A 14,540-nucleotide genomic window follows, 5' to 3' on the forward strand; every position below is an offset into this window, starting at 1 on the left:
ATGCAGGATGCCCTAACTCGTGAAAAAGCGATGAAAAGCTACTTTTAATGGGCATATATCGGCTATTAGATGGCAATTACATTGAAAAAAAGGCGGTTTTCAGTCATTATAATCGGGTCTTTTTTTATGTTGGTAAAACTATCGTGCATCACAAACCCTCTCGCGCTTCTTCTCATTTTGACCAATCATCTGCACAATTCTCCAAGTCCTCGTTTAGCGAAGGCAAACTTCCCAACCCGCAGCAGCAACGCGGCTCAGTGATTGGCTTTTTTTTACTGATTATCATCATTGTCGGTATGTTGATGCTGGCCATGTATTTGATCAAGCAAGACCGCGTTATTACTGCCAAATTTGAGGGCAAACGCTGGAACTTGCCAGCCAAGGTGTACTCGCAGCCTTTAGAGCTGTATCAAGGGGCAGCCCTCACCAACAAGAACTTAGATGCTTGGCTTGAGATGCTCAATTACAAATCCAGCTCTAATTACAACAATACTGGCACCTATAACAAGTCCTCCGGCCAGTATGTCATTCATACCCGTGGCTTTCAGTACAGCGCCAATGATGTTGACCCTGAGCAAGTGATTAAGATTAAAATCCAAGACTCTAAAGTCACCAGCATTCAAAGTACCGAACCCAATGATACTGGTATCGTGCGTATTGAGCCGGTTACCATCGGTGGTATTTATCCAGATAACAATGAAGACCGCATCGTGTTGCCTATTGATGAGATTCCGCAGCCGTTGATTGATGCGCTTATCGCCACCGAAGACCGCGGCTTTTATGAGCACAAAGGCGTGTCGCTCAAGGGTATCGGCCGAGCACTGTATAACAACTTAAAAGGCGGCTCGATGCAAGGTGGCTCGACCATCACTCAGCAGCTGATTAAAAACTTTTATCTAAGCTCAGATCGCACCTTTAAGCGTAAAGCCAATGAGGCGGTGATGGCCTTGCTACTCGAGATGCACTACAGCAAAGACCAAATTTTACAAACTTATTTAAATGAGATTAACCTAGGTCAAAATGGCAACCGTTCTATTAACGGCTTTGGATTGGCTGCGCAGTTTTATTTTAATAAACCATTAAAAGAGCTGCGTATTGATCAGCAAGCCATGCTGGTGGGCTTAGCCAAAGGCACAAGCTATTACAATCCACGCCGCAATCCAGAGCGTGCCCTCAATCGCCGCAATACAGTGCTAGCCAATATGCTTGAAACGGGCAAAATTGATCAAGCCACTTATGATGACGCCATTGCTCAAAAGCTTGATGTGGTGCCTAAACCAAGCGTAGGCAAAAGCCGATTCCCCGACTTTTTGGACATCGTAAAGCGTGAGCTGCATGATAATTATCATCCCGATGATCTAAAAAATGAAGGCCTACGCGTCTTTAGTACCTTAGACCCTATCGCTCAGATGTCGGCTGATGCGGCGGTACAAAAGCAATTATCAGGCTTACGAAAAAGCAGCAGCAAAACCAAGGGGCTACAAGCGGCCTTGGTCAGTGCCAATCCAGCTTCAGGTGAGCTGATTGCTGCTGTGGGTAGTGGTAGCGAATTTACAGGCTTCAACCGAGCGATAGATGCCAAACGTCAAGTGGGCTCACTGTTAAAACCCTTTATTTATATGACGGCGCTACAAAGTGGCAAGTACAATCTGGCCAGCCCTGTGAGCGACAACCCAGTTACGCTAACGTTACCAGACAACACCACTTGGACCCCAAAAAACTACGATGGCCGAGACCATGGTTACGTGCCCTTAACCACAGCGCTGGCCAAATCTTATAACCAAGCTGCGGTAAATACGGGTATAGAATTTGGTGTGGGCACGTTCGTCGATCAGCTTCACCGCTTAGGTATTAAGGAGAAGATACCAACCTATCCTTCGTTGTTCTTAGGCTCAGTTGAGCTTAGTCCTATGGATATGCTTGGTATGTATCAGGTCATGGCCGCAGGTGGGTTTCGCACGCCCATTATCAGTATCCGCTCTGTGGTTGATGACCGAGGTCAAATTCTGCAGCGCTCAGGGCTAGATACCAAGCGCAGCGTGCCACCTGATGTCAACTATCTAACCAACTATGCGCTACAAGAAGTGGTGCGCAGTGGAACGGCAAGCTCGCTAAAATCCTTAGGCAGTGATCTAAATCTGGCCGGGAAAACAGGCACCACCAACGACTACCGCGACTCTTGGTTTGCCGGCTATAGTGGCAACTATGTCAGCGTAGTATGGGTGGGCCGTGATGACAATAAGCCCATTGGTTTAAGTGGTGGCAGCGGTGCATTACCTGTGTGGAAGGACTTTATGGGTCGTCTGCGCTTGACCCCTGTCGAGCTGGTGCAGCCTGACAGTGTAGAGTGGTTATGGCTAGAAAATGGTACCGGAAAACTGTCGCATGAAAGCTGTGACAATGCCCGCTACTTGCCCGTACTTAGCAGATATTTGCCTGAAGAGGCCAGTGACTGCGCCCTTGCCATCTATGAGCAAGAGCAGGCACGCCAAAGACAGCAGTGGTTCAATGATCAGCGCAAGGCTTTACTGGATCAAAGCCGTCAGCTCGATAGTGTTCAAGAAGGTATGCCCGCCAATACTGATTCAAGCGCTAATGATGATGCCGCTGCAGGCAGTGCTCCTGAGCAAGAAGGCTCAGAGCCTACCAATAATGGTGATACTTGGTATGATAAAGCGTTACAATGGTTTTAATTGGCCTAAAAATTTTATCTCATAATTTGGATGTGCTTTATGCTTATGCCCGCTCCTACCCCAACCGTTTGCGCTAAGCGTCACAGCTTTTTTATGGCAGCTGTTATGGGGCTTGGTCTGGCAGCAGGTGGCCTAAGTGGCTGTCAGACGCCGCCTTCAATGACAGATAGTGCTCAAGGTGTACCACCTAGTACCTCAACTATTCGTACATCGACTATTAACCATCCAGCAAATAAATATCCGGCCTCATCTAGCGCTCAACAAGCAGAAGATTATGAGGTGATAGATGCGGTGATAGACGAACAAGACTTTGAGCCAGAGGACAGCGCAGACTATCCTGATGGCTCTAACAACTTTGATCATCAGCGCATAGCTGAAGACACCACTCCGTCATCTTCTGTACAAAGCACTGCTGAAACCCAGGAGGTGCAGACAACTGCGCCTGTATTGGAGGCGCCCATCGAGCCGACTCCGGCACCACGCACACCGGTACAAGTGCGAGAGCCGGTCGTGATTGTTCGTCCGCCTGAGACACGAACCACGCAGCAAATATTACTAGATCAGGCCCGCCAAAACTCACAAAATACAGCGCGCAGTAACACCTCTACTCAAGATGGCAGTACCATTCCTGCATTTAAAAGGCTGATGGATACCGGTGTGGCCCAATTGCGACAAGGCCAAGTGTCTGCTGCCCAAAGCACCTTTACCCGTGCTCAGCGCTTAGCCCCTCAATCTTCTGCAGTTTATTTTTATTTAGGCCAAGTTGCTCTTAAGCAAAACCAACCGCTAAAGGCAGAAGCGATGGCACGCCGAGGTCTGGTCGTGGCAAAAACGGCTTCTCAAAAGCAGGCTTTGTGGCAAGTGGTGTTACGCGCCGGCCAAGCCCAAGGCAATACTCGGGTTATAAACGAGGCAAAAGCGGCTCTTTCAAGATAACCCCTATCAACACAGACGCTATCAAGCTAAAATAGAGCGTTTTATTAAACCGATTTATCTAAGGACACTTATGGATTGGCAACAACTGCACCTACAATGTGCAAAACAAGACGTTGACTTGGCAGAGAGCTTATTATTAGAAGAAGGTGCGCTTTCAATTAGCCTAGAAGATGCTGGTGACCAGCCGTTATTTGAGCCACTTCCAGGTCAGTCGCCTTTGTGGGATGAAGTTATTTTGACCGGCCTATTTACCGCTGACACGGCACAAGACATTGAGTCTATGGCACAGACTTTGGCCGCTCAAGTCAACGCTCGACGTGTTTGGACCACGGCACTGGCAGACACAGACTGGGAGCGTGAATGGATGTCGCATTACGTGCCTATTGAGTGCACCAACAACTTGTGGATTGTGCCCAAGTGGATGACCCCGCCCAATCCAGATGCGGTAAATATCATGATGGATCCAGGCTTAGCTTTTGGTACTGGCTATCACGCCACCACACGTCTTTGCTTAGATTGGCTCACTGATCAAGACTTAAGCGATAAAGTCATTATCGACTATGGCTGCGGCTCAGGTATCTTAGGCATTGCCGCCTTATTACTGGGCGCCAAGCAAGTGTACAGCGTAGACATCGATCCACAAGCGGTACTGGCTACTAAGCAGAACGCTGAGCGTAATGATGTCACCCATGCTCTTGAGGTGTATCTGCCAGAGGATTTTGCTAAAGCCTTTGCTGCCGGTGATATCCCAAAAGCGGATATTATTACCGCCAATATCTTAGCCAAGCCTTTAATGGAATTGGCACCCTATTTAGCCACTTTAATTAAGCCGAAAGGGGGTATCGTGCTGGCCGGACTTATCTCAGAGCAGCTTGAGGATATGGTCCGCGCGTATGAGCCTTGGTTCAATCTAGATACCCGCCACTCTTATGAAAAAAGTGATGATCATGATGACTCGCACTGGCACCGTTTATCAGGCACCTTTACAGGCTAAAAACACAGCCCAGTAGCTATCAAAAGCACAGCTGCAAAAGTAAGCAGCTGTGCAAATTTAACCACTCTCACGCTTTTTAACCTTCATTGTACAGACTTAACTATGAGTAACTCATCCCCCGCTTTTGGTAGTGGTGCTGCCCATGCTGCCAAGTATTACAATCAGAGCTCGATAGCACCTGAGCCACAAGGCGTTGACTCTCACGCCCCCCAAGACCGTGCTCCTCTACGTCATCATGTTCAGCAAGCCGTTGAGCAGTATTTTGTGGAATTAGAGGGCGAGTCTACGACAAACTTGTACCAAACCATTTTGCAAGAAGTAGAAAAACCTTTACTGCAAGTGGTCCTCAAACAAACCCAAGGCAATCAGTCAAAAACAGCAAAAATCTTGGGGCTCAATCGAGGCACATTAAGAAAAAAAATGCAGCAGTATGATTTGATGTGATAAAAACCTATCAAACGTTGTCTTTTAAGGCCAAATTTTTTGTCATACTGAATAAATTGCTCTAATATACTTCCTCGCTTAATTTGCAAAGATTAAGTGTTTTACTAAACCCTGACGATAATCTCAGAATATCATCACCCTTTTTACTGTCCACACTATGGGAAAAACTATGTCTGATAAGCCGTACGCTCTTATTTCTGTTTCTGATAAATCACAAATTGAAAGCTTTGCAAAAGGCCTCATCGAAGCAGGATACGATCTATTATCTACCGGTGGTACGTATCGCCTACTGTCTGACAACGGCATTGCTGTGACTGAAGTGGCCGACTATACCGGCTTCGCCGAAATGATGGATGGCCGCGTCAAAACCTTACACCCAAAAATTCATGGTGGTATTCTTGGTCGCCGTGGTCAAGACGATGCGGTTATGAGCGAACATGGTATTCGCCCTATCGACTTAGTCGTGGTCAACCTTTATCCTTTTGCGCAAACTGTGGCAAAGCCTGATGTGACCAAAGCTGATGCGATTGAAAACATCGATATCGGTGGCCCAACCATGGTGCGCTCAGCGGCCAAAAACCACCAACATGTAGCCATCGTAACCAATCCTGCAGACTATGATGTGGTGCTACAAGAGCTAAAAGACACGGGCAGCATCTCTCAAAAAACCCGTTTTGATTTGGCAGTAAAAGCGTTTGAGCATACCGCTCATTATGATGGCATGATTGCCAACTTCTTAGGCAGTCGCCTAGAGTCATTTGAAGCGCCAGATAGCTTCGCTCGCACGTTCAACGTACAACTACAAAAAGCTCAAGATTTGCGCTATGGTGAAAACCCACATCAAAAAGCGGCATTTTATGTAGAAGCCAATGGCTCAGGTGAAGGCAGCATCTCTACCGCTCAGCAGCATCAAGGCAAAGAGCTGTCATACAACAACATCGCTGATACTGATGCCGCTTTAGAGTGTGTCAAATCATTTAGCGAGTCGGCCTGTGTGATTGTGAAGCACGCGAACCCTTGCGGTGTGGCGATCAATGCTGACCAGACTCAAGCATACAAAACAGCGTTTAGCACAGATCCTGAGTCATCTTTTGGCGGTATCATTGCCTTTAACCGTCCCCTAACTAAGCAAACGGCGCAAGCGATTGTAGATACGCAGTTCGCTGAAGTGATCATTGCCCCAAGCCTTGAGCAAGGTGTGCTTGATATTACTGCCGCCAAAAAGAACGTACGCGTCTTAACCTGTGGTGAGCTACCAAGCCCTGATCAACGTACCGCGCAATTTGACTATAAACGTGTCACAGGCGGTCTATTAATCCAAAACCAAGACTTGGGTCTCATCACTGCCGATGACCTACAAGTGGTGACTGATCTAAAACCTACTGCTGAGCAGTTAAATGACTTATTGTTCACTTGGACTGTGGCCAAGTATGTTAAGTCAAATGCCATTGTTTATGGTAAAGATCAGCGCACCATCGGTATTGGTGCCGGCCAAATGAGCCGTGTGAACTCAGCACGTATCGCAGCCATCAAAGCTGAGCATGCCAACCTAGCAACGCAAGGCGCGGTTATGGCCTCAGATGCCTTCTTCCCATTCCGTGATGGTATCGATAACGCTGCTGAAGTAGGCATTAAAGCCATTATTCAGCCCGGTGGTTCTATTCGTGATGACGAAACCATTGCTGCGGCGAACGAGCATGGTATCGCTATGGTCTTCACCGGTATGCGTCATTTCCGCCACTAAGCAACAAGCTTTGTGTATCTGATAGATGCCCATAAAAAAAGACCGCCTCAGTGAGGCGGTCTTTTTTATGCGTCGTTTAAGATTGGGTATAAGCTGAGCAGTGATGTGATAGCAGATAAGACGTTAAATTCCACCAATCTCTTTAATCACTGCCTCATTTTTCTCAATCTTAGTGGCGCCGCGTAAGTACTCTAAGTAATCACTAAAGTGTTCTTGACCACGGATACTTCTCATATCGAACATTGCCTGCGACAGCTCAGCAGCAGGTACGTCCTTGATAGAGGCTTTACTGATTGGCCCCATCACCAGTACAGTTGCCCCACTGCTAGTTTTTTCAGCAACAGCCACTTGTTTGCCAGCAGGCGTGTTTTTACTAAAGGCAATGGCTTTTTCATCCATACTTAGCTGTGGGTTTTGGCGGTTTATAGTGCCTAAGGCTTTAAAGGGCACTTTTGCCGCTGACATACCACTGTTATTCACCGTTTCGCTCAGACGCTTGGCCTGTGCCATCGCTTGCTGAGCTGCCTTTTGTTTTACCAAAGTATCTTTAATCTGAGCACTCGCTTGAGCCAAAGTTAACGGCTTAATAGGACGGTAATTGGTAGGCTGTACCCACACTGTGCCAGTATTAACTTTAATACCTGGGCTGACCGACTCTTCTTGTAAAGCAAAGTCATCAAAGGCCGCTTCAATAACCACAGGCTGGTTAAGCTCAGTATTGTTATTAAGCTTGGTGTAGTTTTTGATTTTGTGGACAGTCAAGCCCTCTTGCTGGGCGATATCTTCAATACCCACACCATCTGTGGCCATGTCATTAATACTGGTGATTTTATCAGCAATCAATTGCTCGCGCTTTTGACGTTGAGCTTGTTCGGTCAGCTCGTCACGCATACTCTCTAAACTCGGTACGCTATCACCGCTTTTATCGGTCACTTTAAACAGCTGATAACCGAAGCTGGTTTTTACTGGAGCCGATACCTCACCTTTTTCTAGACCTGATAAAGCTTGAGCTACTTTTTGACCATCTGCACCGAAGGCGTCTGCATTAAAGGTACCAATATCACCCCCTTTGGCAGCACTCACCGGATCCTCTGACAGCTCTTTGGCAATAGCTGCAAAGCTTTCGCCTTTTTTCAGACGTTGCTCAATTTGCTGCATGGTCGCCTCAGCCTTACTGCCAGTCACTAGAATCTGGCTTACCTTTTGCTTGGAGTTACCCACAAAACGTGCTTTATAATCATCATATTGAGCTTGTAGCTCAGCTTGAGTGACTTTTTCGACAGGCAGCTTGCTCGGATCTAGGCTCACATAAGCCAACTCTACCATAGCTCGGCTATTTAGCTTGCTCTTATTCTCATTATAATAATCAGAGATTTCTTTGTCAGATACGCTCACCTTATCTTTGAACTGCTCCCAAGGTAGGCGATACACCCACACATCGCGCGTCTCAAGTTGCAGCGCCAGTAGATCATGGATTTGCGACTCAGGATACACAGCCGTCTGAGCGACACTGGCATAAAGCTGCATTAGGTTTAACTGCTGACGGTACTGGGCAAACAGCTGATCTTTGGTGATGCCCTGTTGCTGCAATGCAAAAGCAAAGCGGTCGTTTGAGAACTGGCCATTTTCATCTAAATACTGCGGATCTTGTAATAACAGATTATTAATCGCAGCATCGGATACGTGCATCCCCAAATGATCGGTTTGGTTTCTTAACAGCGCACGGTTAATCAAGCCTTTGAGCACTTCGCTATTTAAGGCTTGGGTATTAATAGCACTGGCCTCTACCCCGCCTTGCAATAGCTCATTTCTACGCCCATTTAGGCCATCTTGGTATTCTGCACGGCTAATGGTTTGATCGCCCACTTTAGCCACTTCATTGACACTCGATGCCCCACTAAAGTAGCTCTCTAGCCCCAATATCACCAATGGTGATAAACACAGCATTAAGAAGATTCTTCCGGGCCAACTTTGGAGAAAATTACGTATCGATTCCATAGTACATATCAGTCATAGGTTAATAAAAGTTTAACGCAATATCATACGTGAAAATAACAGCTGACACAAAAAAAACGCACCCTAAGGTGCGTTATTGTCTACAAAGAGACATCGTGCTCGCTTAACTTAGCGCTCATTCGGCTTAGTTTAAACGATCTTTAAGGCCTTTACCTGCTTTAAAGTGTGGTACACGGCTTGCTGGAATTTGTAGCTCATCACCTGTCTTAGGATTGCGGCCAGTGCGTGCTTTGCGGTCTTTCACACTGAATGTACCAAAACCAACCAATGAAATAGTGTCATTGTTTTCTAGCGCTTCACCAACACTTTCCATCATAGCATTTAGAGCGTCAGCAGCTTGAGTTTTGTTAAGACCGCTTTTCTCAGCAATGCTATCTACTAATTCTGATTTATTCATAGAGAATTCCTTTAAAATAGATTTAAATTCGGGGGTAAATTCTATCGCTTAAAAACTAAATAAGCAATAACCAAGCCCTTAAATACTACACCATAGCGCAAAAAAATGCACCGTTTTTACTGCTAGTATTTTTTGACGTGGTGGTTGTTAAATGCAGTTATAACAAGGGGTTTAAAAATGTGCAAGTAAATTTACATATAATTGGCCAATAACCCACTTAATACACCTTGTGACACCACTTTCTAGTGACTTTATACCTGCAAACTACTGTGTTTTCAAGTGCTATCGTATATTTTAGCCCCGTTTGCGCCTCTATTTTACACAAATAAACCAAGAGCGCTAATATCACCACTTTGCTTTTGCAAAAACCACACAGCAGTTACAGATTTAAATGACATAAATAAGGGATGCCTATGGCGCATTGGCCGCATTATGCTATTATTTACTTCATTTAACCCTTTTAGTCATTAAAATTCCAAGTATTTTAATAGCGAGGGCCCTCCATAATAAGTACACTAGGGTTAACAGCTTAGATAAAGCGCTTACTTTTTAACACTTAAATAGGTTTAGTATGAGTCAAAATTCAATATCAAACTCTTTACTTAATGTCGTACTGGTACTGGCAGAGTCCGCCATTACTCTGGTATTAAGATTCGACCCGAACCTACGCAAAGCTGTTTATCCTTTGGCTCAAAAAAACACTGTGGTGTGTGTGCGCAGCTATTTACCCCACACCCAATTCTATGCCACCTTTACTACCAAAGGCGTTTTGTTAGATAGCAACCTACCCGCCTCTGTCTCAGAGCCAGATGTGGTTATTAATGCCTACTCTCACCAACTGATCAATTCATTCATTAGCAATGATGCCACTCAAATCAATAAGCTGACTATGCGCGGCGGTACTGAGACAGTGACCGAAGTACGTCACTTCCTATTACAACTGGGTGTGGCCAGCTTATTCCAAGGCATTATTAAAACGGTGAAAGGCAAAGACAAGGGCCGCGGCAAAAAAGACGATGCGGACAATGCTAATAAGCCTGATTATAAAGCGCGCATTGAAGAGCAGCAGCAGCAGCTAAATATATTAAGCATGCGCAACCGCGAACTTGAAGTCAGCTTAAAAGAGGCTCATAGCAAACAAAAAACCACATTAATTGCGTTAATTGTGGCGTCATTAATTGCAGTTGCTTCAGTCATTGGCTGGCTGACTCAATAGTTGACTCATACCCAAGTCACCGTATTATCACTTATTGGTATATAAAAACCTTTAAATGTCTTCATTTAAGGGTTTTTTTGGTGTATTTATAACCGATATGTTTAGAGCCTACGCCGCCACCTCCCTAAGTTTATAGCCTCTGTCATCATCTGCTTTATACCTGTATTTTATTAGCCGTTTCATGGCCTATCTTTGCTATACTATGCACGCATTTTTTATGACGGTTTTGCCCGCTTTTATTAAAGCTATGGCCTTGTTTTTATAAGCTTTGCCCCTAGTATCTAATAAGGCTTTGCCATGTCGGTATGTGAAGCCACTACGCTGTATGTTGTTATCATGACTTTTTGTTTGCGCTGATCGCTTGTTGCTATCAAGGCGCTTTGTGACAGTGGGCTATAACCCATGCCCTATCGGTCAATGCTTTGTGGTAATGCTTGGCTTCGACCTTCATAAGGCTTGGCTTTGAGGATGCTATTTTATGGTGGATGTGGCTCTCAGTGTATAAGGCTGAGAGTTTGCCTTACAAATTACTCACCGATTAATCTTGACTAGTTTACTCGGGATTAACTATAATAGGCATCATATCAACTTATAGCAACATCGTGGAGGCATTGAATGCGTTTAACAACTCGAGGTAGATACGCCGTTACCGCGCTACTAGATCTGGCTATTCAAGATGGCGACTCAACAAATGCTGTCTCTTTATCAGACATAGCAAAGCGCCAATCTATATCCATTTCTTATTTGGAGCAGTTATTCTCTAAGTTAAGAAAAGCAGGATTAGTGACCAGTACTCGAGGCGCCTCTGGAGGCTATCATCTAGCAAAGCCATTGGCCGATATCGACGTAATGACCATCATTACCGCGGTAGATGAGTCTGTGAATGCCATGCAGTGTGGTGGCCAAGGCAACTGTCAGGGCGGCTCTATGTGTCTCACCCATGATTTATGGTGTGCCTTATCTAAGCATATTGAACAGTATCTAAAAAACATCTCATTAGAACAATTACTACAGATGGAAAATGTAAAAGACGTCTCAGACCGTCAACAACTTATTTATGATGTGGCGACAGAAAGCACCACATCTCATTCAAATCCTAATATGATATTCTCAGCCAGTGAGGTTAATCCAGCATGAGTAACTTGAACCGCCCTATCTATCTTGACTATGCAGCAACTACCCCTGTAGATCCGCAAGTGGCCAAAAAAATGACCGAGTATATGACCTTTGATGGCATGTTCGGTAACCCCGCTTCTCGATCACATGGTTATGGTTGGCAAGCAGAGGAAGCTGTAGAAAATGCGCGTCAGCAAATCGCTGATCTGGTTAATGCTGATCCTCGTGAAATCGTATTCACCTCAGGGGCTACTGAATCAGACAACTTGGCCATTAAAGGCGCCGCTCATTTCTATGAAGGCCGCGGTAAACACATCATTACCAGTAAAATTGAGCACAAAGCGGTATTAGATACGTGCCGTCAGCTTGAGCAAGAAGGCTATGAAATTACTTATATCGAGCCTCAGCCTAGCACTGGTCTTATTTTGCCTGAGCAGGTAAAAGATGCGCTTCGTGAAGATACTATTTTGGTATCTCTTATGATGGTGAATAATGAGCTTGGCACGGTCACTGATGTCAAGGCCATCGGTGAGATCACTCGTGAAGCAGGCGTAGTATTCCACGTGGATGCGGCACAAGCTGCAGGTAAAGTTGAAATTGATCTTGAAGCGCTAAAAATTGATCTAATGAGCTTCTCAGGTCACAAAATTTATGGCCCTAAAGGTATCGGCGCTTTATATGTTCGTCGTAAGCCACGCATTCGTTTACGTGCTGAGCAGCATGGCGGTGGCCATGAGCGTGGTATGCGTTCAGGTACGTTGGCGACGCATCAAATCGTTGGTATGGGTGAAGCCTTTGCTATTGCCGCTGAGCGCTTAGAGCAAGATCGCGCACATGCACAAAAGCTGCGTGATAAATTATGGGCAGGCGTCCAAGACATCGAAGAGATTTATTTAAACGGTGACTCTGATAACAGCGTACCAAACATTGTCAATATCAGCTTTAACTTCGTTGAAGGTGAGTCATTAATGATGTCCCTAAAAGATATGGCTGTCTCTTCAGGCTCTGCTTGTACATCAGCGACGTTAGAACCCTCTTATGTACTACGAGCTATCGGTCGTCCTGATGAGTTGGCACACAGCTCAATTCGCTTTAGCTTCGGCCGCTACACCACCGAAGAAGACATCGATATCATCCTAGCTCAGATTCATGAAGCCGTAGATAAGCTAAGAGATTTATCACCCTTATGGGATATGTATAAAGACGGTGTGGATCTAACCTCTGTAGAGTGGACTGAACACTAAGCATAACCGCCATTTTACTGAGCCCGCTTTAGAACAGTAAATGTGCTATGTACGACCCTTTTAGACAGTATTGATTGAATACTGTTCCCTTATTTATCTAGGTTAAACCCCAGGAGAAACACCATGGCTTATAGTAATCAAGTAATTGACCATTATGAAAATCCGCGTAACGTTGGTAATTTGGACAAAGACGCTAAGAACGTGGGTACTGGTATGGTTGGTGCCCCAGCTTGTGGTGACGTTATGCGTCTACAAATCCAAGTTGGTGATGACGGTATCATTGAAGATGCTCGCTTTAAAACTTATGGTTGCGGCTCAGCAATTGCCTCAAGCTCATTGGTCACTGAGTGGCTCAAAGGTAAAACGTTAGACCAAGCCTCTGAGATCAAAAACAAGCACATCGCAGAAGAGCTTGCCCTACCCCCAGTAAAAGTTCACTGCTCAGTACTGGCAGAAGACGCTATTAAAGCGGCGATTGAAGATTATCGCGCCAAAAGCGGCACAGTGGAAGCTTAAGTTAGCGATCACTTAAAGCGTATCATTCATCACCTTGTCAGGCACAATGCTGTGACAAGGTGATGGCTTGAAGCTTGATGGATTATCCCCATTAACATTGAGAACCAATAATAAAATTTTTAACATTAGGAAAGTCTTAATGATTGAACTGACCGAACGTGCTGCCAAACACGTAAAAGATTATCTAGATAACCGTGGTCATGGTGAAGGCATTCGTGTGGCTATTCGCACCGCTGGATGCTCAGGACTGGCCTACGTGTTAGAATTTGTTGATGATCCCGATTCAAGCGATGAGAAGTTTGAAAGCAACGGAGTTAATATCTTTGTTGATCCAAAGAGCATGGTATATCTAGATGGACTATTAATGGATTATGTGACTGAAGGTCTAAACGAGGGCTTTAAATTCACCAACCCTAATCAAAAAGGCGAATGTGGCTGTGGTGAGTCCTTTACCGTTTAGTATGAATACCTTTAAGTCTTCATGCTTATATTGATTGTTGATTGATTACTTTATACTGATTAATCACTGTCTTATAGTACCAGCACTTATCTTATAGTTAGTGACTGAGTTTGAGCCCTTGCTGACGACCTTGCTCGTCAGCTTTGAGCTTTTAAACCAGTATAATTCGCCTCAACCCACAGTAAGCATCCTAATCCTATGTCTGATACTGCCCCTACTTTTGCCAACTTCTTCGCTTTATTTGAGCTGCCTGTTGCTTTTGACATCGATACTAACAAGCTTAGTGAACGCTTAAGGCAACTACAAAGCCAGTTCCATCCTGACAAGCTTAGCGCTTTAGATAAAGCCTCATCAGAGCAAAACTCTGCGGTTATCAACCATGCTTATGACATCCTGCTACACCCTGATAGCCGAGCCAATTATCTATTAGAGCTGTCCGGTCAAGAGCTTAATACCGATCATTCTATTGCTGATTTGGATTTTTTAGATGACGCGATGGACATGCGTATGGCCTTAGATGATGCCGAAGCTAACACAGATTTGCTACGTATTGAGCAGCTCAAAGTTACCGCAGATGATCGCATTGCTACCCAATCTCAGCGTTTTATCCAAGCTTATGACCATCATGACTGGCCAATGGCGATGGATGCGACTCAAAAGCTTAAATTTTTGGTCAAGCTAAAAAAAGATATGGACACAGCGGTAGATAACAGCCAGCGTCAGCCAGATGATGATGACTTATATCTGTAACATCATCTACGTAT

At 45.1% G+C, this 14,540-nt stretch carries 13 protein-coding genes; 11 read left to right on the forward strand and 2 right to left on the reverse strand.

The features are described from left to right. Positions 1-47 precede the first annotated feature (47 nt). From mrcB to purH, 5 genes are all read left to right on the forward strand, one after another. Positions 48-2,693, forward strand: coding sequence for a penicillin-binding protein 1B (gene mrcB / locus JMX92_RS01090; protein WP_201543400.1), 2,646 nt, complete (start codon positions 48-50; stop codon positions 2,691-2,693). Between the two features lie 39 nt (positions 2,694-2,732). Further along, the gene (locus JMX92_RS01095; RefSeq protein WP_201543402.1) at positions 2,733-3,629 is read left to right on the forward strand and encodes a tetratricopeptide repeat protein; all 897 of its coding nucleotides are present in this window, start codon (positions 2,733-2,735) and stop codon (positions 3,627-3,629) included. Between the two features lie 70 nt (positions 3,630-3,699). Further along, positions 3,700-4,623, forward strand: a complete 924-nt coding sequence (gene prmA, locus JMX92_RS01100; protein WP_011960843.1) for a 50S ribosomal protein L11 methyltransferase — start codon at positions 3,700-3,702, stop codon at positions 4,621-4,623. A 102-nt stretch (positions 4,624-4,725) separates the two neighbouring features. Continuing rightward, positions 4,726-5,067 carry a DNA-binding transcriptional regulator Fis gene (fis, locus tag JMX92_RS13440; RefSeq protein WP_011960844.1) on the forward strand — a complete coding sequence of 114 codons (342 nt, stop codon included), beginning with the start codon at positions 4,726-4,728 and terminating at the stop codon, positions 5,065-5,067. Positions 5,068-5,236: 169 nt separating this feature from the next. After that, a complete protein-coding gene (gene purH, locus JMX92_RS01110) occupies positions 5,237-6,811 on the forward strand; it encodes a bifunctional phosphoribosylaminoimidazolecarboxamide formyltransferase/IMP cyclohydrolase (protein WP_201543404.1) in 1,575 nt (524 codons plus the stop codon). A 123-nt stretch (positions 6,812-6,934) separates the two neighbouring features. Here purH and JMX92_RS01115 read toward each other — a convergent pair whose 3' ends face one another. Then, complete coding sequence (locus tag JMX92_RS01115; protein WP_201543406.1) at positions 6,935-8,809, reverse strand: SurA N-terminal domain-containing protein; 1,875 nt, start codon at positions 8,807-8,809, stop codon at positions 6,935-6,937. A gap of 142 nt (positions 8,810-8,951) precedes the next feature. Continuing rightward, positions 8,952-9,224 (reverse strand): HU family DNA-binding protein, encoded by a 273-nt coding sequence (locus JMX92_RS01120; protein WP_007395246.1) that lies wholly within the window; start codon positions 9,222-9,224, stop codon positions 8,952-8,954. Positions 9,225-9,795: 571 nt separating this feature from the next. Here JMX92_RS01120 and JMX92_RS01125 point away from each other — a divergent pair. The 6 genes from JMX92_RS01125 (at position 9,796) to hscB (ending at position 14,526) form a co-directional block, all read left to right on the forward strand. Next, a complete protein-coding gene (locus JMX92_RS01125; protein ID WP_011960848.1) occupies positions 9,796-10,440 on the forward strand; it encodes a hypothetical protein in 645 nt (214 codons plus the stop codon). A 615-nt stretch (positions 10,441-11,055) separates the two neighbouring features. Beyond that, positions 11,056-11,577 (forward strand): Rrf2 family transcriptional regulator, encoded by a 522-nt coding sequence (locus JMX92_RS01130; protein ID WP_201543408.1) that lies wholly within the window; start codon positions 11,056-11,058, stop codon positions 11,575-11,577. 5 nt (positions 11,578-11,582) lie between these two features. Beyond that, a complete protein-coding gene (locus tag JMX92_RS01135; RefSeq protein ID WP_110817356.1) occupies positions 11,583-12,800 on the forward strand; it encodes an IscS subfamily cysteine desulfurase in 1,218 nt (405 codons plus the stop codon). A 123-nt stretch (positions 12,801-12,923) separates the two neighbouring features. Further along, a complete protein-coding gene (gene iscU / locus JMX92_RS01140; RefSeq protein WP_011960851.1) occupies positions 12,924-13,316 on the forward strand; it encodes a Fe-S cluster assembly scaffold IscU in 393 nt (130 codons plus the stop codon). A 139-nt stretch (positions 13,317-13,455) separates the two neighbouring features. Then, on the forward strand, positions 13,456-13,776 hold the full coding sequence (gene iscA / locus JMX92_RS01145) for an iron-sulfur cluster assembly protein IscA (RefSeq protein ID WP_011960852.1): 321 nt from the start codon (positions 13,456-13,458) through the stop codon (positions 13,774-13,776). A 198-nt stretch (positions 13,777-13,974) separates the two neighbouring features. After that, positions 13,975-14,526, forward strand: coding sequence for a Fe-S protein assembly co-chaperone HscB (gene hscB / locus JMX92_RS01150; protein ID WP_155587033.1), 552 nt, complete (start codon positions 13,975-13,977; stop codon positions 14,524-14,526). Positions 14,527-14,540 lie beyond the last annotated feature (14 nt).

It is taken from the genome of Psychrobacter sp. H7-1, assembly GCF_904846585.1.
GTDB classification, from domain to species: Bacteria; Pseudomonadota; Gammaproteobacteria; order Pseudomonadales; family Moraxellaceae; genus Psychrobacter; species Psychrobacter raelei.